This window comes from Kribbella sp. NPDC049584 (genome assembly GCF_040675555.1).
Classification (GTDB): domain Bacteria; phylum Actinomycetota; class Actinomycetes; order Propionibacteriales; family Kribbellaceae; genus Kribbella.
Map to the genome: position 1 here is coordinate 43,127 of NZ_JBFAPF010000001.1, position 19,759 is coordinate 62,885.

24 protein-coding genes are annotated in these 19,759 nt (G+C 68.7%); 12 read left to right on the top strand and 12 right to left on the bottom strand.

Features of this window, described 5'->3' with window-relative positions; genetic code table 11:
* Positions 1-59 precede the first annotated feature (59 nt).
* Positions 60-1,106 (top strand): LacI family DNA-binding transcriptional regulator, encoded by a 1,047-nt coding sequence (locus tag AB0J62_RS00195; RefSeq protein WP_363862169.1) that lies wholly within the window; start codon positions 60-62, stop codon positions 1,104-1,106.
* 10 nt (positions 1,107-1,116) lie between these two features.
* Complete coding sequence (locus AB0J62_RS00200; RefSeq protein WP_363862172.1) at positions 1,117-2,280, top strand: glycosyl hydrolase; 1,164 nt, start codon at positions 1,117-1,119, stop codon at positions 2,278-2,280.
* A 33-nt stretch (positions 2,281-2,313) separates the two neighbouring features.
* Here the strand turns inward: AB0J62_RS00200 and AB0J62_RS00205 are convergent, their stop codons facing one another.
* Positions 2,314-3,027 (bottom strand): TetR/AcrR family transcriptional regulator, encoded by a 714-nt coding sequence (locus tag AB0J62_RS00205; protein WP_363862175.1) that lies wholly within the window; start codon positions 3,025-3,027, stop codon positions 2,314-2,316.
* Positions 3,028-3,201: 174 nt separating this feature from the next.
* On the opposite strand from AB0J62_RS00205, the gene AB0J62_RS00210 reads away from it, so the two are divergent.
* The 3 genes from AB0J62_RS00210 to AB0J62_RS00220 are packed head-to-tail and all read left to right on the top strand — an operon-like array spanning position 3,202 to position 6,918.
* Positions 3,202-3,627 carry a DUF1707 domain-containing protein gene (locus AB0J62_RS00210; protein WP_363862178.1) on the top strand — a complete coding sequence of 142 codons (426 nt, stop codon included), beginning with the start codon at positions 3,202-3,204 and terminating at the stop codon, positions 3,625-3,627.
* Complete coding sequence (locus tag AB0J62_RS00215; protein ID WP_363862181.1) at positions 3,624-4,358, top strand: ABC transporter ATP-binding protein; 735 nt, start codon at positions 3,624-3,626, stop codon at positions 4,356-4,358. Before AB0J62_RS00210 ends, AB0J62_RS00215 begins: the two co-directional genes overlap by 4 nt.
* Before the next feature lies 1 nt (position 4,359).
* On the top strand, positions 4,360-6,918 hold the full coding sequence (locus AB0J62_RS00220; RefSeq protein WP_363862184.1) for an FtsX-like permease family protein: 2,559 nt from the start codon (positions 4,360-4,362) through the stop codon (positions 6,916-6,918).
* Here the strand turns inward: AB0J62_RS00220 and AB0J62_RS00225 are convergent.
* On the bottom strand, positions 6,904-7,398 hold the full coding sequence (locus AB0J62_RS00225; protein WP_363862187.1) for an SseB family protein: 495 nt from the start codon (positions 7,396-7,398) through the stop codon (positions 6,904-6,906). The genes AB0J62_RS00220 and AB0J62_RS00225 overlap by 15 nt on opposite strands.
* A gap of 283 nt (positions 7,399-7,681) precedes the next feature.
* Here AB0J62_RS00225 and AB0J62_RS00230 point away from each other — a divergent pair, with 283 nt between their 5' ends.
* Together AB0J62_RS00230 and AB0J62_RS00235 are read left to right on the top strand one after the other, a co-directional pair.
* Positions 7,682-8,188 (top strand): hypothetical protein, encoded by a 507-nt coding sequence (locus AB0J62_RS00230; protein ID WP_363862190.1) that lies wholly within the window; start codon positions 7,682-7,684, stop codon positions 8,186-8,188.
* Positions 8,175-8,846: a hypothetical protein gene (locus AB0J62_RS00235; RefSeq protein WP_363862193.1), complete on the top strand. Its 672-nt coding sequence runs from the start codon at positions 8,175-8,177 to the stop codon at positions 8,844-8,846. The genes AB0J62_RS00230 and AB0J62_RS00235 overlap by 14 nt, the downstream gene beginning before the upstream one ends.
* On the opposite strand, the gene AB0J62_RS00240 is transcribed toward AB0J62_RS00235, so the two are convergent.
* Genes AB0J62_RS00240 through AB0J62_RS00255 form a run of 4 tightly spaced genes read right to left on the bottom strand, consistent with a single transcriptional unit; the run spans position 8,843 to position 11,812 of the window.
* A complete protein-coding gene (locus tag AB0J62_RS00240; protein WP_363862196.1) occupies positions 8,843-9,811 on the bottom strand; it encodes a class I SAM-dependent methyltransferase in 969 nt (322 codons plus the stop codon). The genes AB0J62_RS00235 and AB0J62_RS00240 overlap by 4 nt on opposite strands.
* Positions 9,808-10,248, bottom strand: a complete 441-nt coding sequence (locus AB0J62_RS00245) for an oxidoreductase (protein ID WP_363862199.1) — start codon at positions 10,246-10,248, stop codon at positions 9,808-9,810. Before AB0J62_RS00245 ends, AB0J62_RS00240 begins: the two co-directional genes overlap by 4 nt.
* A 5-nt stretch (positions 10,249-10,253) precedes the next feature.
* Positions 10,254-11,474 (bottom strand): RNA polymerase sigma factor, encoded by a 1,221-nt coding sequence (locus AB0J62_RS00250; protein ID WP_363862202.1) that lies wholly within the window; start codon positions 11,472-11,474, stop codon positions 10,254-10,256.
* Positions 11,475-11,476: 2 nt separating this feature from the next.
* Positions 11,477-11,812 carry a YciI family protein gene (locus AB0J62_RS00255; RefSeq protein WP_363865121.1) on the bottom strand — a complete coding sequence of 112 codons (336 nt, stop codon included), beginning with the start codon at positions 11,810-11,812 and terminating at the stop codon, positions 11,477-11,479.
* A gap of 89 nt (positions 11,813-11,901) precedes the next feature.
* On the opposite strand from AB0J62_RS00255, the gene AB0J62_RS00260 reads away from it, so the two are divergent.
* Positions 11,902-12,786 (top strand): aldose 1-epimerase family protein, encoded by an 885-nt coding sequence (locus AB0J62_RS00260; protein WP_363862205.1) that lies wholly within the window; start codon positions 11,902-11,904, stop codon positions 12,784-12,786.
* Here AB0J62_RS00260 and AB0J62_RS00265 read toward each other — a convergent pair.
* The 3 genes from AB0J62_RS00265 to AB0J62_RS00275 are packed head-to-tail and all read right to left on the bottom strand — an operon-like array spanning position 12,764 to position 14,390.
* Positions 12,764-13,225 (bottom strand): PH domain-containing protein, encoded by a 462-nt coding sequence (locus AB0J62_RS00265; protein WP_134109140.1) that lies wholly within the window; start codon positions 13,223-13,225, stop codon positions 12,764-12,766. The genes AB0J62_RS00260 and AB0J62_RS00265 overlap by 23 nt on opposite strands.
* Position 13,226: 1 nt before the next feature.
* Positions 13,227-14,075: an ATP phosphoribosyltransferase gene (gene hisG, locus AB0J62_RS00270; protein WP_363862210.1), complete on the bottom strand. Its 849-nt coding sequence runs from the start codon at positions 14,073-14,075 to the stop codon at positions 13,227-13,229.
* A gap of 51 nt (positions 14,076-14,126) precedes the next feature.
* On the bottom strand, positions 14,127-14,390 hold the full coding sequence (locus tag AB0J62_RS00275) for a phosphoribosyl-ATP diphosphatase (RefSeq protein ID WP_134109136.1): 264 nt from the start codon (positions 14,388-14,390) through the stop codon (positions 14,127-14,129).
* A 93-nt stretch (positions 14,391-14,483) separates the two neighbouring features.
* On the opposite strand from AB0J62_RS00275, the gene AB0J62_RS00280 reads away from it, so the two are divergent.
* Positions 14,484-14,897, top strand: coding sequence for a VOC family protein (locus AB0J62_RS00280; RefSeq protein ID WP_363862214.1), 414 nt, complete (start codon positions 14,484-14,486; stop codon positions 14,895-14,897).
* 108 nt (positions 14,898-15,005) lie between these two features.
* Positions 15,006-16,001, top strand: coding sequence for a P1 family peptidase (locus AB0J62_RS00285; protein WP_363862217.1), 996 nt, complete (start codon positions 15,006-15,008; stop codon positions 15,999-16,001).
* On the opposite strand, the gene AB0J62_RS00290 is transcribed toward AB0J62_RS00285, so the two are convergent.
* Positions 15,982-16,485, bottom strand: coding sequence for a DUF1772 domain-containing protein (locus tag AB0J62_RS00290; RefSeq protein WP_363862220.1), 504 nt, complete (start codon positions 16,483-16,485; stop codon positions 15,982-15,984). The two genes, AB0J62_RS00285 and AB0J62_RS00290, sit on opposite strands and share 20 nt — an antisense overlap.
* Positions 16,485-17,123, bottom strand: coding sequence for an NAD(P)-binding oxidoreductase (locus AB0J62_RS00295; protein WP_363862223.1), 639 nt, complete (start codon positions 17,121-17,123; stop codon positions 16,485-16,487). Before AB0J62_RS00295 ends, AB0J62_RS00290 begins: the two co-directional genes overlap by 1 nt.
* Before the next feature lie 64 nt (positions 17,124-17,187).
* Between AB0J62_RS00295 and AB0J62_RS00300 the strand changes: the two genes are divergently transcribed.
* Positions 17,188-17,670, top strand: coding sequence for a MarR family transcriptional regulator (locus AB0J62_RS00300; protein WP_363862226.1), 483 nt, complete (start codon positions 17,188-17,190; stop codon positions 17,668-17,670).
* Here the strand turns inward: AB0J62_RS00300 and AB0J62_RS00305 are convergent.
* Positions 17,661-18,626, bottom strand: coding sequence for a transcriptional regulator (locus AB0J62_RS00305; RefSeq protein WP_363862229.1), 966 nt, complete (start codon positions 18,624-18,626; stop codon positions 17,661-17,663). The genes AB0J62_RS00300 and AB0J62_RS00305 overlap by 10 nt on opposite strands.
* Before the next feature lie 62 nt (positions 18,627-18,688).
* Here AB0J62_RS00305 and AB0J62_RS00310 point away from each other — a divergent pair, with 62 nt between their 5' ends.
* A complete protein-coding gene (locus tag AB0J62_RS00310; protein ID WP_363862232.1) occupies positions 18,689-19,648 on the top strand; it encodes a hypothetical protein in 960 nt (319 codons plus the stop codon).
* Positions 19,649-19,759 lie beyond the last annotated feature (111 nt).

Below are 19,759 nucleotides of genomic sequence, written 5' to 3' on the forward strand. Positions count from 1 at the left end.
ATAGCTCCTGCACTATCGGGGATCGTAGAATCCGCTGTCAAGGGTGAGAGGGGATCCACGTGGCCAGACCGACGATCGCGGATATTGCGACCCGGGCGGGGGTGTCCAAGGGTGCGGTGTCGTTCGCGCTGAACGGGCGGCCGGGTGTCAGCGACGCGACCCGCGAGCGGATCCTGAAGATCGCCGAGCAGATGAGCTGGCGGCCGCACAGCGCGGCGCGGGCGCTCGGGGCCTCGCGCGTCGACTCGGTCGGGATGGTGATCGCGCGGCCGGCGCGGACCCTGGGGGTCGAGCCGTTCTTCGCGCACCTGCTCTCCGGCGTACAGTCCGGCCTGTCCGCGGAGTCGATCTCGCTGCAGCTGCTGATCGTCGAGGACACGGCCGCCGAGATCGAGGTGTACCGGCGCTGGACCTCCGAGCACCGCGTCGACGGCGTGATCCTGGTCGACCTGACGGTCAAGGACCCGCGGGTCGACGAGCTCAAGGCGCTCGAGCTGCCCGCCGTCGTCATCGGCGGCCGGGGCGGGAAGGGCGCGCTCGCGTCGGTCTGGGCCGACGACCGCGACGCGATGCTCTCGATCGTGGAATACCTGGCCGCGCTCGGCCATCGCCGGATCGCCCACGTCGCGGGTACGCCGATCTTCCAGCACACCCAGCGCCGCATCCGGGCGCTCCGCGACGCGGCTCCGCGCCTGGGGCTGGTGGACGCCCCGTCGTTGACCACGGACTTCAGCGACGCCGAGGGCGCCGCGATCACGCGCAGGCTGCTGTCCCAGTCGGAGCGGCCGACCGCGATCGTCTACGACAGCGACGTGATGGCGGTCGCCGGACTCGGCGTCGCGATGGAGATGGGCGTCTCGGTCCCCGGCGACCTGTCGATCGTCGCGTTCGACGACTCGATCCTGACCCAGCTCATGCACCCGGCGCTGACGGCCCTGTCCCGGGACACCTTCGAGTTCGGCCGCCAGGCCGCCGAGGTGCTGCTCGAGATCATCGCCGACCCTGCCCAGGTGATCAACCGCCGCACCGCCGACCCGGTCCTCACGGTCCGCGAGTCCACCGCTCCGCCCGGGCTGATGTTGCCCTCGCGCCCTAAACCGATTTAGCATCCTCGGCATGCCTTCGGTCCCCCGGTTCGGTGCCAACTACGTCCCCTCCAGCGGCTGGTTCTACAGCTGGCTGGACTACGACGGCGCCGCGGTACGGCGGGACTTCGCCGACCTGGCCGCGATCGGGCTGGACCACGTGCGGGTGTTCCCGGTCTGGCCGTGGATCCAGCCGAACCGGGCGATCATCCGCGAGCGCGCGATCGCCGACCTGCTCGACACGATCGACGCTGCCGCCGAGCACGGGCTGACCGTCGCGGTCGACCTGATCCAGGGGCACCTGTCGAGCTTCGACTTCCTCCCGTCGTGGGTGCTGACCTGGCACAAGAGCAGCCTGTTCGAGGATCCGACGGTCCGCGACGGTCTCACGGCGTACGTCGGCACCGTGGCGCGCGCCGTCGCGACGAAGCCGAACGTCTTCGCGATCACGCTCGGGAACGAGGTCAACAACCTCTGGCCGGACAGCCCGACCTCGCCCGAGGCCTCGACCGCTTGGGCACAGGACCTGCTGATCACGCTGAAGAAGGCGGCGCCAGATGTGCTCGCTTTGCACTCCGTGTTCGACGACGCCTGGTACAAGGCCGATCACCCCTTCCACCCCGTTGACGCCGTGGAGCTGGGTGACCTGAGTACTGTCCACTCGTGGGTTTTCAACGGGGTCTCACGAGTGGACGGTCCCCTCGGGCCGGCCACGCTCACTCACGCCGATTACCTGGTCGAGCTGGCTCACGCCACGGCGCTGGACCCGACGCGTCCCGTCTGGCTGCAGGAGATCGGCGTACCCGGGCCCGATATCCCCACGGACCTGCAGGCCGAGTTCACCCGTCGTACCGTCGAGATTGTGCTGCCGAACCCGGCTCTGTACGGCGTGACGTGGTGGTCGTCGCACGATATCGACCGGAGCCTCCTCGACTTCCCGGACCGCGAGTACGACCTGGGCCTGTTCACCGTCGACCACGAACGCAAGCCGGCCGCCCAAGCCCTCGCCCAAGTCATCGCCGACGTCAGAACCCATGGCCTTCCCGAGCAGCCGGCCGCGACGACGCTCACCGCACCGGTCAACCTTCGCACCGAGCCCCAGCGCCGGCCGGAAGTTGCCCCCGGCAGCGATTTCCACCTGCGCTGGGTCGAGGCCCGCGCAACCGGCCCAGTGCGGATCGCCCTGCCTAGCTAGTGAGTACCTGACGCAGCTCCTGGTTTCCCGGCGTTAGCGCTTGGCGATCAGTACGTCGATGCCGTCGAGGATCCGCGCGAGCCCGAACTCCAGGTCGTCGTCGAGGCCGTCCTCGTACTCCTGGTTGAGGTACACCGACGTCAGCGTCGGGTAGCCACCCTCCATCAACCGTGGCACCAGGAACCGCCCGACCTGCTCCGCTTGCACCGGTGCGTCCGCGCTCGAGCCGAGCTGCCGGGCAAGGCTGGCGTAGTTCCGCACGTATCCGCTGAGCAGCAGCAGACAGCCGAGGTTGTCGTGCTGGCTGAGCCCCGTCGTGGACAGAGCCGTGAGCATGGCCTCCACCCAGCGCAGCTGGTTCGGCGTCACCGGGGCGCCTCGGATCGGCACATCGAGCAGCCACGGCCGTTCGGCGTACAGCTTGACCTGGGCGTCCACCCAGGCGATCGCCGCCGGCCGCCAGCCTTCCGGTAGCTCGGGTGGGAGCCCGACCGCTTTGTCGTTCACCAGCACGATCAGTTCTTCTTTGGACCGCACGTAGCGGTACATCGCGTTCGTGGTGACGCCGAGGTGCGCCGCGATCCGCTGCAGCGAGATCGCCTCGAACCCGTCCCGGTCGCCGAACTCGATGCCGGTCGCGACGATCTGCTCGATCGACAGCGCCGGCTTCGGCCCGCGCCGCTGGACCGGCAGCACACCCCAGGACAGCGCGAGCCCCGGCGGCAGCTCCCCGTGGTCCTTGGTCATGCCTCCCATCCTGACGTACGACGGCCGTGGAGCGGGCCGATCCCAGAGCAGAGCGGTGGAAGAGGGGTGGAAGAGGGGTGTTAGCACCACCTCGGAACGGGTCCTGAGCACCGGGCGGACGAAACTGTGCAACCCCTACGCTTTTTCACATCGACCTCCTGGAAGGAACGCACCATGTACACGCTGCTCGAACCCCTCCTGACGCCCGACCAGATCCAGCTGACCGACGCCGACCGCCGCGCCGCCGTCGCCAAGCTCGACAGCGCCGTACGGCAGGCCGTGCTCACTCCGTCGCAGGCCGGCGATCGGCAGTTGCAGTTGCTCGCCGCTCAGACCCGCGGCGAGCTCCGCAGGATCATGGCGGGCGTTGCCGACGCGACCCCGCCCCGCGGGCTGACCACGGCGCTGCGTGCGTTCGCCGGCGTGTGGCTGGTGACGTGTGTGGTGCAGTTCGTCATCTGGGTGGCGCTGGCGATGTTCGGTCACTTCGACGGACCGTGGTGGCTCTGGTCGGACCTCGGTCTCGGCGCAGTCGTCGCGATCCTCTGGTGGACGAACGAGTCGTACCACCGCAAGTCCGACGTACTGGTCGCGCCATGAGTGTGCAGCTCACGGACGTTCGCAAGGTGTATGGCACCGGGCCCGGCGCTGTCGAGGCGCTGGGCGGTGTCACCTACGGCTTCGAGGCCGGCACGTTCACCGCGGTGATGGGACCGTCCGGGTCCGGCAAAAGCACCTTGTTGCACTGTGCGGCCGGGCTCGACGTACCGACCTCTGGTGATGTCTCGCTGGTCGGGAGGTCGCTGCGCGGTCTGGATGAGACCGCGCTGACGGAGCTGCGGCGCGAGTCCGTGGCGTTCGTCTTCCAGTCGTTCAATCTGATGCCGGCTCTGACGGTGCGGCAGAACGTCGTACTGCCGCTGACGCTGGCCGGGAAGTCGCCGGACGATGCGTGGGTGACCGAGGTCATCCGGCGGGTCGGGCTCGATGCGCGGATGAAGAACAGGCCGAGTGAGTTGTCCGGTGCTCAGCAGCAGCGGGTCGCGATCGCGCGGGCGTTGGCCGGACGTACTGCGGTCACGTTCGCGGATGAGCCGACCGGCGCGCTCGATACGACCACCGCGCTCGAGGTGCTGACACTGCTTCGAGATCAGTCCCGCGAACTCGGTCAGACGACCGTGATGGTCACCCACGATCCGGTCGCGGCGTCGTACGCCGAACGCGTGGTCTTCCTCGTCGACGGCCGGATCGCTTCCGAAACCACCCATCCCACCGCCGAGTCAGTCGCCGCGGAACTCGCCCACCTGAGCCTCTCACCCAGGGAGAACTGACATGTTCCGTCTCGCCGCCACCACCCTGCGCTACCGCACCGCCGCCTTCCTCGCGATCTTCGTCGCAGTCCTCCTCGGCGGGGCTCTCCTGGCCGCCGCCGGGGGTCTCCTGGAAACCGGCTTGCGCCTCAACGCCCCACCCCAACGCCTCGCAGCCGCGCCAATCATCGTGGCCGGCGACCCGGCATACCACCCACCCAACGGCAGCGGCTCCGCCCCGTTCCCCGAACGCCACCGCGTAGACCCGACGCTCGTCGCCAAGCTCGCCAGCACACCCGGGGTCGCAAGGGCAATCGCCGACAGGTCATTCCCAGCCGCCGTCACAACGGCAGCTGGTCAGCCGGCAGCCGGCCAGGCAACTGCTGGTGAGCCCACCGCTGGTCAGCCGGCCAGCGGTGCGACTGCTGGTGCGCGCGATCCCGACGGCGGCCATACCAAACCGTTTGGTATGGAGCTGGCGGGGCACGGCTGGTCGGCGGCGGCGCTGACGCCCTACGAGTTGACCGGCGGGAGTGCTCCGCGGGCCGGGCAGGTTGTGCTGGATCGGCGGCTGGCTGGGGCTGCTGTGCCTGGGGATCGGGTGACTGTGGTTGTGGGGGGTGAGCCGCGGGGGTTTGTGCTGGCGGGGATTGCTGTGGCTCAGCGGGAGGTTGATGTGCCGGGGGTGTTCTTCGCGGATGCGGACGTGCCGGCTGGGGTGGATGCGATCGGGGTGTTCCCGGCGGACGGTACGTCGGCTCGCCAACTCGCAGAGCGGCTTGAGTTGCCGCCGGGCGTGAAGGCGTACACAGGGGACGACCGCGGTGTTGCGGAGTTTCAAGGGATTGCTACGAGTCTGCCTTTGATCATCATGTCCGGCGTCTTCGGTGGGATGGTGGCCGTGGTGATGGCGCTCGTGGTCTCGGCGACGATCGGGTTGTCGGTGCGGCAGCGGCGTCGTGAGCTGGCGTTGCTGCGGGCAAGCGGTGCGACACCGCGTCAGGTCGGCAAGATGGTGATCGCGGAAACCATGGTGGTCGGCGTACTCGGGCTCGTCCTCGGCCTGCTTTGCGGACGGCTTGCCGGCAACTGGATCTTCGGCATGCTCGCCGACGGCGGGATCGTGCCTCCCCAACTCCGGTACGACCAGGGCCCGCTCCCCTTCGCCGGCGCGGCCATCCTCACGTTCGCAGTACTGCGCATCACCGTCGGGTTCGCCGCGAACCGCGCTGCCCGGATCCGTCCGATCCAGGCCCTCGCGGAGGCCGCCGTACCGAATGTCGCACTCAGCCGCATCCGCGTCACCATCGGCCTGATCTTCGCCGGCGCTACGGTAGCGATCGCCATGTCCACACCGTTCATGGGTCCGACCAACGCAGCCGCGATCGGCGGGCCCGCCGGTCTCACCGGGTCGATCGCAGTCGCAATCCTCGCCCCACTCGTGATCCAGCGAGCGCTCGTCCCCCGCATCACCCGACTCGTCGAGAAGCGCGGTACGAGCGGAGTTCTCGCGGTCATCAACCTCCGCGTCCGGGCGGTGCAGTTCGGCGCGATCCTGATCCCGATCACGATCGCCACGGCAATTGCCATAGGCAACATCTACTCCCAGACGACGCAGCAGAAAGCAGCTGTCGAAGCCTTCACCAGCAACCTGGCCGGCGACGTCGTCATCACCGGCGGCATCCCCGCCTCCCTGACCAAGGCCGCCGGCGAACTCCCGGGCGTCACCGCATCGTCCGAACTCGTCCGCAGCAAAGGCTGGATCGAGGAGCCGTACGACGCCTCCCACACCAGCGACGCCTGGCCCCTGCTCGGCCTGAGCGGCCCTATCTACAAGGACAAAGTCACCAAGGGCTCGCTCGACGACCTGACCGGCAACACCATCGCCTTGCCGCCGGGTACGGCGAAGAAGCTCAAGGTGGACGTCGGTTCGGAGATCGGACTGCGGCTGGGCGACGACTCTCTCGTCAAGGTCAAGGTGGTCGCCCTCGCAGAAGGCCCGTCCAGCTACCAATCGCTCCTGCTCCCCGCGCAACTCTTGGCCGCCCACACCACGACCGGTCTGCCGAGCCAGCTGGTCCTGAAGACCACCGGCAAGCTCCACCTGGACCTCTCGAAATGGCCCGGTACGACGATCGGCGGCCGCGAACTGCTCGCCGACGGACTGGACACCGGCCTCGGCGTCGACGCCTGGATCGGATACCTGCTCGCCGCGATCGCAGTCGCCTACACCGCAATCGCTTCGGTCAACACGATCGCCGTCGCCGTACTCGACCGGCGCCGCGAGTTCGGCCTTCAGCGCCTGACCGGATCGACCCGCCGCGAGGTCTCGCGCATGCTCGGCCTCGAGGGTCTGCTCATCGCAGCACTCGGACTGGTGAGCGGTCTGATCACCGCAGCGTTCACCGTGCTCCCGATCGCGATGGCCACCCGAGGTTGGCCGATTCCGTCCGGGCCGGTCTGGGTCCTCATCGCCTGGATCGCGGTAGTCCTCCTGCTGGTGCTCCCGACCACTGCGATCACCGGTCGCCTCGCAATGCGCGCCAAGCCGATGGACGCGCTCAGCTCACCCGTCGGCTGATTCGATCCACCCGTAGCCGCCGTCTTCCAGACGAACGACCTGGAGGCCGGCGGCCAATCGGCGTACATCGTCGGTCTCGATCACGCCGGCGGCCGGACCGGCGATGTCCAGCACGATCGCCGCGGCACCTTCCTGGATCGCCGCGGTCGCCACCAACTGCGCCTGGGCCGGCATCGGCCGCGCCTCCGGGCTCCACCGGGCCAGGCTCTCGGTGCCGGTGAAGGCGAGCAGCGCGTTCCGCCCGTCTTGGCCCTGGAGCAGCGCGACCGCCATGTCCGAGGTCTTGTCGTGCGCCAGCCCGTTCTCGTCGTACTCGACCTCGCCGAGCATCGCCACGACGGGCACCAGCAACCGCGCCTTGGTCAGCGCGGCCAGCATCGCGCCGTCATCACCCTGCGCAAGCGCGGTCGCAAGCGCGGGATCCGCCGTACCGTCGTCGTTGTCGAAGCCGGTGAACGCCAGCCGCCGCTCTGGTTGCATGCCTGCATTCTTGCCGGACCCGGACCGCCACCACTAACCAACCCCACCCGCACCGGACCCGCCACGCTCACTTGGGCCGGGCTAGGGCTCTGGGCGGGAGCTTGATGAGTGGTGGGGGTCCGGTTCTCCAGGCCATCACAATCGCGCCGACCGGGTTGTCGCCGCGCTCACGCTCGAGCGCGAGCGCCGGTTGTGATGGCCTGGGGATCCGGGGCGCGGTTTCAGGGGTACGTCAGGGCACTTCCCCCCTTGGTTCCGGCGGGGACTGTGCGAGCCTGGGTATGTGCCTGATTTCAACGATTTGACGCTGCTGCCGTTCTGCGTAGGCCTCACGCTGCTCGGTCTGATCGGCTCGTGGTTCGCCTGGCGGCGACGCGGGGTGGCGGCCGGCACGCGCGGCGTGGCTTGGTCCCTGCTACCGGTCTCGCTGTACCTGACCGGTCTGCTGGAGCTGGTCTGGGACGTGGTCCGCTCGACGGTGAGCTGGGTCACGCACCTGATCTTCTCGCCGACGGTCTGGGCCGGGGTCGCGCTGTTCGGCGTCTCGGTGGTGCTCTACGTCGTGTCGGGTGTAGCCCGGGGTCGCGGAGGGAACCAGAAGGCGGAGAAGTCACAGAAGGCACAGAACAAGCCCGCCTCGCCCGCGGGTGAGCTGACCGCGACGGGTCCGCAACCCGCCTCGGCCACCACCGCCAAAGCTGCCAAGCCGTCAAAGGGGAAGGCGAAGCAGCAGGATTCGTCGGAGTTCGACGAGATCGAGGACATCCTGAAGCGCCATGGAATCAACTGACAAAGCCGCTGACCACGGCTCACCCCTGACCATCGACTCGCTGCTCGACAACGTCCAGGCCGGCTCGCCTCTACTGGGCCGGACCCGGCTGATCGGCATCGACGGCCCGGCCGGATCCGGCAAGACGACTGTCGCCGCCCACCTGCAGGCCCGGGCCGAGGCCCGCGACCTGAACACCTACGTCATCCACATGGACGACCTGTACGACGGCTGGACCGGAGCCGAGCGTGGATTCGGTCTGCTCCGCGACCACGTGCTGCAACGGCTCGCCGACGGCCGAGAGGGCCGCTACCGCCGCTATGACTGGTACGTCGGGGCGTACGCCGAGCTGCACGTCGTACCGAACACCGTGGATCTGCTCATCGTCGAGGGTGTCACTGCCTGCGACCGGGATGCGGCGCATTGGCAGTCGCTGCGGCTCTGGGTCGAGACGTCGAACGAGGTCCGCCTCGAGCGCGGCATCGAACGCGACGGCGAGCCGCTCCGTGACCACTGGCTCGAATGGATGCGCTGGGAGCGTGACCACTTCGCCGAGCAGGCCACTCGTTCGCGCGCGCATGTGATCGTCGACGGCGATCCGACCATCCCGTTCGACCCTGCGGTCGAGCTTGTCACGAAGTCGGTGGCGCTGCCTCCGCACGACTCGGCGGCTTCCTAGCGACGACTCGGCGGCTTCCGAGCGCTGATCAACCGCGCCTGCGGATGGTGGACCCACTCCCCCTCCGGCGCCTTCGCCAGGTAGCTCGCTCGCAGCTCCGCGATGTACTCGTCACCACGTGCCAACGCGGTCGCGCGCAACGGCCCGGAACGGTCGGCCGCGTCGAAGTACGCCGCTGCGCTGGGATGCACCATCGGGTACGACACCAGTTCGTCCCGCTCGATCACGGCACCATCGAGCGCCGGGATCAGCGCGTCCTCCCACGAGCGGTCGCGCCGCCCGTCGATCACCTCGTCCAGCAGCGCGAACGGGCCGGTCTCCTCCGCGAACTCAGGCCAGTAGACGACACAGAGCCTGCCGCCCGGGCGAAGCGCGTCGTACCAGGACCGGATCGCGGCGGGCGGATCAGGCAACTGCTGCAGCCCGAAAACAGAGACAACCGCCGCCGCACCCCAGTCCGGATCAAGCGCAGCCGCGTCCCCCTGAACCACCTCGACAACCGAACGCCCGTCAGCGCCAAGCCCATCCGCGCCAAGCCCATCCGCGCTCGGCCCACCCGCGCTCAGCCCACCCGCGCTCAGCCCACCCGCGCTCAGCCCACCCGCGCTCAGCCCACCCGCGCTCAGCCCACCCGCGCTCAGCCCACCCGCGCTCAGCCCACCCGCGCTCGGCCCAGCCGCGGGAACGCCGTCGACGGCAAGCCCGGCGGCGCGGAGGCGGGCCAGGCGGACCATTTCGGCGGATAGGTCGATGCCGACGATTCGCCGGTCGGGGAACCGGGGCGCCAGCAGTTCGAGCTCGGGGAAGGTTCCGCAGCAGGGGACGAGGACCGTACCAAACGGTATGGTATGGACGGCGTCGACCGCAGCCTGCACCCACGGAGCGAAGCGCGGCACGAAGTACTGCTCGTACCCCTCGGCCGCCTCGTCCCAGCTGCGGGCGAGCCTCGAGAGGCGGTCCGTCACGTCTGCAGACCGTCCCACGACCAGCGCGGGATCGTCAGGTCGTCGGCGATGTCGGCGGTGTTGTGGCGGTACATCGTGGTGAACGTCGCCCAGGCGAAATAGTCGTGCAGCACCTGCCGGAGCTTCGGGTCCGTCAGCTCCGCGTCGGTCATCGCCTCGTCGAAGCGCTCGATCGCGAGCCGGTTCATCTCGTCGTGCTCGCCGTTCCCGCTGTGCCGCCGCTCAACGTACGCCTCGTCGCCGTACACCCCGGTGTAGCCCTCCGGCCCGCCGAGCGCCTCGGCCCAGTACGCCGCCAACCGCTCGACGTGATCAGGCTCGACCTCACCGTGGAACGCATGGCTGACGACCTCGTCGGCCATCACCCGCTCGTGCCAGGCCCGCGCCAGCCGGAGCATGCCTTCGGACCCACCCGCCGCTTCGTAAACGGTCTCCATGGCGCTCAAGTCTGCTCCATCGAGGCGATCCGGTCACGTGCGTGCGCCCGCTCCGGTTCGGAACCCGCCAGTCGAAGGGCACGCTCGTAGGCCGCGGTTGCCTCGGGCAAGCGTCCGAGGCGGTGCAACAGATCGGCCCGGGCAAGGGCGAACGGGTGGTAGTCGCGCAGCCGTGGTTCGTCGGACAGCTCTTCGAGGAGCGCCAGGCCGGCCTCGGCGCCGTCGCGCATCGCGATCGCAGCGGCGCGGTTGAGCGCGACGACCGGCGACGGGTCGAGTTCCAGCAGTACGTCGTACAGCGCGACGATCTGCGCCCAATCGGTGTCCGCGAAGTCGGCCGCCTCGTCATGCAACGCGGCGATCGCGGCCTGCACGGCGTACGGTCCGGCGCCGCCGGTGAGGGCCGCGACGACCAGGTCGCGCCCCTCGGCGATCAGCTCCGCATCCCATCGAGCACGATCCTGGTCCTCGAGCAGCACGAGCGTTCCGTCCGGACCACTGCGGGCGTCGCGGCGGGCATGGACGAGCAGCATGAGGGCCAGCAGACCCGTCACCTCGCGCTCGGCGGGGAGCAGCCGGTGCAGGATCCGAGCCAGCCGGATCGCTTCCTCGGCGAGGTCGAGGCGCTGCAGATACGGCCCCGAGCTGGCGGCGTACCCCTCGGTGAAGACCGAATAGACGACCTGCAGTACGCCGGGCAGTCGCTCCGGCAACTCGTCCGGATCGGGTACGCGGAACGGGATCCGCGCATCACGGATCTTCTGCTTCGCCCGCACGATCCGCTTTGCCATCGTCGCGGTCGGCACAAGGAAGGCCCGCGCAACCTCCGGCGTGGTCAGACCGGCCAGGCAGCGCAGCGTCAGCGCACCACGATCCTCGGCCGCGAGCGCGGGGTGGGTGCAGGTGAAGAACAGCTGCAACCGTTCGTCCGGCAGTTCGTCCCCGGTCGCTTGCGGCGCGGCCCGGTCCATATCGACCTGCAATACGGCGAGCTTGGCGGCGTACACCTGATCGCGCCGGAGCCGGTCGACCGCCTTCCGCCGGGCGGTCGTCATCAGCCAACCACCCGGGTTCGGCGGTACGCCGTCGACCGGCCAACGCACCAGCGCCGCCTCGATCGCCTCCGACGTGACCTCCTCGGCCAGGTCGAGGTCCCCGAACCGCCGGGCGAGCGCGGCCAGCAGCCGCCCCCGCTCCTCGCGGAAGACCGCCTCGACCTGGTCCATCGTCAGAAGTCCGCGACCGGCCGAAGCACGACCGATCCGCCGGCTCGCGACCCCGGGCACTTCGCCGCCCAGTCGAGCGCGACGTCCAGATCCGGTACGTCGATCACGTAGAACCCGCCGAGAACCTCCCGGGTCTCCGCGAACGGGCCGTCGGTCACGGTCCGCTTGCCGTCGTTGGCCACCTGAACGCGGGTCGCGGTGACGAGATCTGCCAGCGATTCGGACGCGACCACGACGCCGGAGTCGGTGATCTCCTTGTCGAACCGCATCCAGTCCTCCGGCTCGCACCCGACCGGCGCGTTCTCCGTGTCGAGCTCGCCGGCGTTGATCAGCAGCATGTACTTCACGTCGTACCTCCTGGGAGCGTGTTTACAGCATGACCACGAACGGGTTCGCCCTCGATGGACAGGTCCGTCAGGATTGGACCATGAATGTTTTGCCATCGGGTGAGCAGTGGGTCCTCCGCGGCGGCGGGTACGAGGCGACGGTGGTGAGCGTCGGCGGCGGGCTGCGCGGGCTCACGTACGACGACCGCCCGGTCCTGCTCGGGTACGGCGAGGACGAGGCGGCACATGCGGGTATCGGGCAGCATCTGTTCCCGTGGCCGAACCGCATCACCGACGGGAAGTACACGTTCGAGGGCGCCGAGCAGCAGCTGTACCTGACCGAGCCGGCCCGCCAGAACGCCATCCACGGCCTCACCCGCTGGGCCAACTGGCTCCGGGTGGACGACGGCTCAGACCCCACCGCGCTGGTCGCCGGCCACCGTCTCCACGGCCAACCCGGCTACCCGCACCAGCTGGACCTGCGCCTCGACTACCGCCTGGCCGACGGGCTGACCGTCACCGCCACTGCAACCAACATCGGTAGGAGCGCGGCGCCCTACGGCTACGGAGCACATCCGTATCTCAGCGTTGGACGCTCGATCGACGACTGCGTACTCGAGTTCACGGCCTCCCAACGCCTAGAGGTGTCCGCAGACCGCATGCAGCCCGTCGGACTCACACCGGTCGCCGGCTCGGAGTACGACTTCAGCGGTGGACGGGTGATCGGAGCCACCTCGATCGACAACGCCTTCACCGGCTTGGACGGCACGTGGACGGTCTCGTTGACGGATCCCGACTCCGGCGCGAGGTCGGCACTGACCAGCGACACGCCCTGGATGCAGCTGTTCACGGGCGAAGCGGTCGGACGTACGGCGCTGGCGGTCGAGCCGATGACCTGTCCGCCGGACGCGTTCATCACCGGGCAGGACCTGGTCGTCCTGAAGCCCGGCGAGTCGCACACGACTAGTTTTTCGGTGGCCGTTTAGCGCCGGCGCCGTGGTCGCGAGCCACCGCCGCGAGCTCCTTCGCGGCGCGGCTCGCCCGCGCTCCCTCGGCGGCCTGGACCGCGAGGATGCCGATCCGGTTGCCGTCGGCATCGAACAGCTGCAACCACGCGTCCCCCGGCCGGAACCGCAGTCCGCTGATCTCCGACCAGGTCAGCATGTACGTCTTGAACACGTTCCGCACCCGGAGCCCGTCGGCGTACGCCGTCACGCGCAGCGTCGTCATCCGGTACAGGATCCAGAACACCGCGCCGAAGAACGCGATCAGCGTCAGCCGCTGGAACCAGCTGAACGAGTCCCTGGCGTCGGCCGGCAGCCGGATCCAGATCACCCCGAACACCGCCAGCAGCGACAGGCCCATCACCCCGGCCATCAGCGCGAGAATCCGCGGATGGAAGGTGAAGAGCCTGTCGGCGGACATGTCAGATCCGGCAGGCGTGGATGTCTGTGGTGAGGATGGCACGGGCGCCCACCTCCCACAGTTGGTCCATCAGGCGCTGTGCCTCGGCACGTTGCACCATCACGCGGACGGCGACCCAGCCCTGCCTGTGCAGCGGGGAGATCGTCGGCGACTCCAGGCCGGGCGCGACCGAGGTGGCCGCGTCGACGTCCTCGGCGCGGATGTCGTAGTCCATCATCACGTAGTTCCGGGCGATCAGGACGCCTTCGAGGCGGCGGATCAGCTGGTGCATCCCGTTCGGCGGGTTCTCGACGCCGTGCCGCTTGATCAGCACGGCCTCCGACTTCAGGATCGGCTCGCCGAACACCTCGAGTCCGGCCTGGCGCAGCGTCGTACCGGTCTCCACCACGTCGGCGATCACATCGGCGACACCGAGCTGGACGGCCGATTCGACCGCGCCGTCCAGGCGGACGACGGACGCGTCGACGCCGTTCTCGGCCAGGTGGTCCTGGAGCACCCCGGCGTACGACGTGGCGATGCGCTTCCCGGCCAGGTCCTTGATCGAGTCCGCGACCCCGGGCCGTCCGGCGAACCGGAACGTGGACGAGCCGAACCCGAGACCCATGATCACGTCGGCGTCGGCGTGTGAGTCGAGCACGAGGTCACGGCCGGAGATGCCGACGTCGAGGGTGCCCTCGCCGACATACACCGCGATGTCGCGCGGACGGAGGTAGTAGAACTCGACCTCGTTGGCCGAGTCGGTGAGCGTGAGGTCCTTGGTGCTCCGGCGCTGCTTGTAGCCGGCCTCGACGAGCATCTCGGTGGCGGCTTCGCTCAGCGAGCCCTTGTTCGGTACTGCGACGCGCAGCATGGCGACTGCCCTTTCTGGGGGTGTGAACCGGTGATCTGTGGGAGGCGACTCCTACAGATGTCGGTACACGTCCTCGAGGTCGAGGCCGAGGGCATGCATCATCACCTGAGCGTGGTAGAAGAGCTGTGACAGCTCCTCCGCGGCGCGCTCCTTGCCCTCGTACTCGGCTGCCATCCATGACTCGGCGGCCTCTTCGACCAGCTTCTTGCCGATCGCGTGCACGCCGGCATCCAGCGCCGCCACGGTCCCGGAACCCTCCGGCCGCGTCGCCGCCTTCTCACCCAGCTCGGCAAACAGCTCCTCAAAACTCTTCATCGCGCGCCCAGCCTACGGGGTCCGGCCGGCACCTACCGCCCCCAGGTCCGCCGATCGGACCGGCCCGGCCCTGGTGTGTGGGTTACTGGGCACATGGACGGAATGGACGGATTCGCACAGATCTCCGTGATGCTCGCCGTGGAAGACGCGCCGGCTGCCGCGTCCTGGTACGCCGAGGCGCTCGGCGCGGTCGAGCTCTGGAACCTCGGGAGCGTGATCGGGCTGAGCGTGAACGGCGCTCCGGTGTTCCTGGGTGAGCCGGGGAACAACATCTGGAAGACGCCTGCGGAGACCGGCGCTCCGACGGTGCGGGTCGAGATGTTCGTGGACGATCCGGACGGTTTCGTCCAGCGCGCCGTCGAGGCGGGGGCCGACGGGAGCTTCGACCCGGTCCGCAATCACGATGTTCCGTGGGGGACGCATCGGCAGGGCGCGTTCCTGGACCCGTTCGGCCACCTGTGGTTCGTCGGCGACAGGTCTCCGCTAGGACCCACCGACCGCGGCTGATCTGCTCCGCGGCGCCGGGTGCGCGTCCACTTACCAGTCGTACTGCTCGGACAGAACCCGCTCGCGTCGCCGAGAGATCCGGACCCGGCCGGCGAGGTGCTCGGGCCTGTGGCTGACGATAGCCGGGTGCAGAATCCCCGGAGAGTCCGCGAGCTCGGCGTCATCGTCGGCACCCTGCCCACCGGTCCGCTCAACGCGATCACTGACGTCCCCGGGGTCCGTGTCGGACAGACCACGCTCACCGGCGAGGGCCTGAACACCGGTGTCACCGCGATCGTCCCCGACGGGTACGCCGAGACTCTTCCGGCAGCTGTTGCTGTTGGCAACGGGTACGGCAAGCTCGTCGGCACGACCCAGGTCGACGAGCTCGGCGTCATCGAGACGCCTATCCTCCTCACCGGCACGCTGAGCACGTTCCGCGTCGCCGACGCCCTGATCACCTGGCTCCTCGACCGCAACCCTCGCGCCACGAGCTTGAACCCGATCGTCGGCGAAACCAACGACGGCTACCTCTCGGACATCCGCCGCCGCCCTATCAGTCCCGAGCATGTCCACGCCGCTCTGGACTCGGCCTCGTCATCCCTCCCCCTCGAAGGCTGCGTCGGCGCCGGCACGGGCACCACTGCCCTGGGTTTCAAAGCCGGCATAGGCACCGCGTCACGAACCCTCGCTCCGGCTGACGCCACTGCCGGGAACACGGTTGGAGTTCTGGTTCAGGCGAACTTCTCCGGCCTGCTGACTGTGCTCGGTCATCCGATCCCCGCAACGCCCATCGACGCGGACGGGAACAGCTGCATGATCGTGGTTGCGACCGATCTGCCGCTTGACGCCCGACAGTTGGGGCGGCTTGCACGGCGGGCGGTGTTCGCGATGGGGCGGGTCGGCTCGGACTTCGCGCCCGGGAGCGGCGACTACGCGATCGCCTTCACCACCAACCGCACGCCGGGTTACGCCGACGGCGACCTCCGCGGACCGTTCCAGGCCGTCACAGAATCAGTCGAGGAAGCGCTCCTCAACTCCCTCACGATGGCCCGAACCACCACAGGTCATCGCGACCGCACCGCCCACGCCGTACCCCACGAGCTCATCCGCGACCTGACATAGTCAGCTGCGAGATGCGTCGCGCGCGACCTTGCACAGTCGCGGTGACCTGACTTGCCACGATCAGCAGCCCGAAGGCGAGCACGGCGGCGACTGTGCGGATCGCGTGCGCGACCTGCCATCGATCGCGGACGCTCGCCCAGTCGGACGGCGGGCTCTGCACCGACCACGCGGACTGGTCGGAGTTGATCGGCAGGTTGATCGCGAACGTCGTCGCGAACACGATCACCAGCAACGCGACCGCCACCAGCACGACCCGCCGATCGTTGCCCCGAGCCCGGATCGCCAGCAGCACGGTGGTGATCATTGCCGGGATCAACGTTGCCGAGGCCAACTTGTCCAGCGAGTCCAGCTCCACCAACCGCGTCTGCGTGTAGACCGCCGCATCGAACCCGCGCAACGAATTCTCGAGCACCAGCACGCACACGAGAAATCCAGCGAACACGCCGCTGAACAGCAAGCTCGCTGACCGCACGAACCGCGTCATCAGTACGACACTCCGACCGGCTGGTCGATCGTCGCCGGGTCGTCGAGCACCGCAAGCATCAGATGCGCGACGTCGGCCCGCGAGACGGAGTACCCCCTGGTCACTGTGCCGCCGACGACCGTGCGGTAGTGACCGGTGAGCGGCTTGTTGGTGAGTTTCGGCGGGCGCACGATCGTCCAGTCCGTCGCACTGTTCATGATCGCCGCCTCCATCAGCCGCAGGTCGGCGTACACGTCGGCCGCGAACGCGTTGATCATCGGGTACACCACCCGGCGATTCAGAAAGCTCTCGTCATCGGGCACCGGTCCCAGCGGCGCAGCGCTGATCGCGACGAACCGCCGTACTCCGGAGGCCTCCATGGCCGTCAGGATCGACCGTGTGCTGTTCGACGCGACCGGCCCGTCCTTGCGTCCGCGGGCGCCCACTCCGGACACGACTGCCCCACTCCCGTCGAGCGCCTCGCGCAGCGGCTCGGCGGCGTCCAGGCCCGCCACCCGGACCACCTCGAGGGACGGATGCTCCACCTCGAACGCCGACGACTTCCGCACCACCGCGGTCACCTTGTGACCCGCATCGAGCGCCTGCCGTACGACGTGCCCGCCGATCGCACCCGTCGCACCGAACACCGTGATCCTCATCGCGCGTCTCCTTGCGCTATCGTGAATCTGATCTGTAACTCATATAGTACGGGAATCATAATATATGGAACAGACAGAACCGAGTGACGCACGCCACCACCGGCGTACCGGCAACGAGATCAAGGCCGCGCTCCGCGACCTGCGGATCCAGCTCGCCCTGCTCAACCACCAGGTCGGCGGCAAGCTGGCGCTGAAGGACGTCGACCTGGACTGCCTCGACGTGCTCGCCCGCAGCGGACCGCTGACGCCGAGTGCGCTGGCCCGGCAGGCAGGCCTGCATCCGGCCACGCTGACCGGCATCCTCGACCGGCTCGAGAAGGCCGGCTGGATCGCCCGGGACCGCGCGCGGGCGGACCGCCGCAGCGTCACGATCCGCGTGCTGCCGGATCGCGGGATGGAGGTGTTCCGGCTGTACCAGCCGATGATCGGCGCGATGGACGACGTACTGGCGGAGTACAACGAGCAGGAACTCGCACTGATCGCGGATTTCCTGCGTCGCAGCACCGAGGCCGGTCAGCGGGCCAACGGAGAGCTGGCTCAGGAGTAGAGGTCGTGGAGCGCACGTCCGAGGTCGGCGAGTTCGGCTCGCAGCTCCGCCGGCTCGAGCACCTCAACCGCGGCGCCGAACCGGCTCAGCGAGGCTGCCGCGTTTGCGACCGACTCGATCGGGATCGTCACCACGACGCTTCCGTCGGGCTCCGGTTCGGCGGCCGCCACCGCCTTGACCAGGCTCGGGAACGAGACGTCGTACATCCTTGCGGCCAGTCGCGCGGAGACGCGCACGACGGCCTCATCGGTGTACCGGACGCGGTCGAACCCTTGGAGGTGGTCCTGCCAGAACTGGGTCAGATTGAAGTCCGGGTCCCGCTCGAAGCTGTCCTCGGTCGACGTCAGCTCGAGGATGTTGGAGACCCGGTACGTCCGGAGGCCCCGAGACGTCGCGGCAACGACGTACCAACTGCCGTTCTTCAGGACGAGGCCGTGCGGCTCGAGGAGGCGCTCGACCTCGCGGGGTTCTTCCCAGCGGCGGTACAGGACCTTGACGCGGCGATCGTGGAGCACGGCGTCGGCGACGCCGGAGAGATGCGGTGAATCCTCGGCGTCCTGATACCAGGCGGGCAGGTCGAGGTAGAAGCGGTTCTTGAGCCGGCCGGCGCGGTCGCGTTGATCAGGTGCCAGGGCGGCGAGCAGTTTGAGCTCGGCCGCACTGGTCTCGGCGGTGAGCCCCAGCGCCGCGGCCGCGCCCGGCATACCCACCAGGAAGAGCGCGGCCGCTTCCTGCTCGGTCAGTCCGGTCAGCTTGGTGCGGTACCCGTCGACGAGTCGATAACCGCCGGCGCGCCCCTGATCGGCGTACACCGGAACCCCGGCCGCCGCGAGCGCCTCGACGTCGCGGTAGATCGTCCGCAGCGACACCTCGAGCTCATCGGCGAGCTCACGCGCCGTCAGCTGCCGGCGCGTCTGCAGCAACAGCAGGATCGACAACAGCCGGCTCGAACGCATGCTGTTCAGGTTAGCCGCGAACACTGCCATGGACTGTCAGGTATGCCCTGGAAGCTTGGGGCATGACGACATGGGACAAGGTCACCGGCGACTTCGACTTCCTCAACGGGTACTTCGACGTCCACCACCGCACGCTGAAACAGGCCTTCGCCGACTGCGACGAGTGGCTCGAGTACGACGGGACCACGACCGCCCGCACGTACTTCGACGGACAGATCAGCATCGACGAGATGCGCTTCCCGACGAAGGGGTCGTACGGGTTGTCGCTGCGCGTGTTCGACTCGGAGGCGCGTCAATGGAGCATCTGGTGGGTCGACAGCCGGACGATGAAGCTCTACCCGCCCGTGCACGGCGGCTGGTCGGAGGACGGTACGTCGTGCCGGCTCGTCGGTGAGGACTCGCTCGACGGGTTCCCGATCCTGTGCAGCTACGAATGGTCGGACATCACCGAGAAGACGGCGCACTGGGAGCAGGCATACTCCAGCGATGGCGGCAAGACCTGGGAAACCAACTGGATCATGGACTTCACCCGGCGCGCCGATCCCCCGCCCGCGCTCGACGTACCGAAGCTCACCGACGACTTCGACTTCCTGGTCGGCCGCTGGTCGTTCCACAACCTCCGCCGCCGCCCGGTGCTCGGCGAACCGTTCGAATGGCACGAGTTCGACGCCGAACTCGAAGCTACGACGTACTTCGACGGCGCAATCAGCGTCGACGAGGGCTGGTATCCCACCGAAGGCTTCCGAGGTGCGACGTTCCGTCTCTATGACCCCACGTCACGCACCTGGGCAATCCACTGGATCAACAGCCAACGCGGCCACCTCGAAACCCCCGTCATCGGCTCCTTCAAGGGCGACACCGGCACCTTCGAAGGCCCCGACGAGTGGAACGGCCAAGCGATAGACGTCCGCTTCCTGTGGACCCGAGGCGTCGACAAGGCGTCGTGGGAACAGTCGTTCTCCACCGACGGCGGTCAGACCTGGATCCCTAACTGGCATATGAACCACACGCGGATCGTGTGAGGAAAGCCCCGGCGTACTGCGGGTGAAGTGCACCCCCCGCGTGCTACGCGGGCGCTACCTTCGTCGCTCCGCTCCTCACCGCACCCGCTCCGCACGCACCCCGCCCAGCCC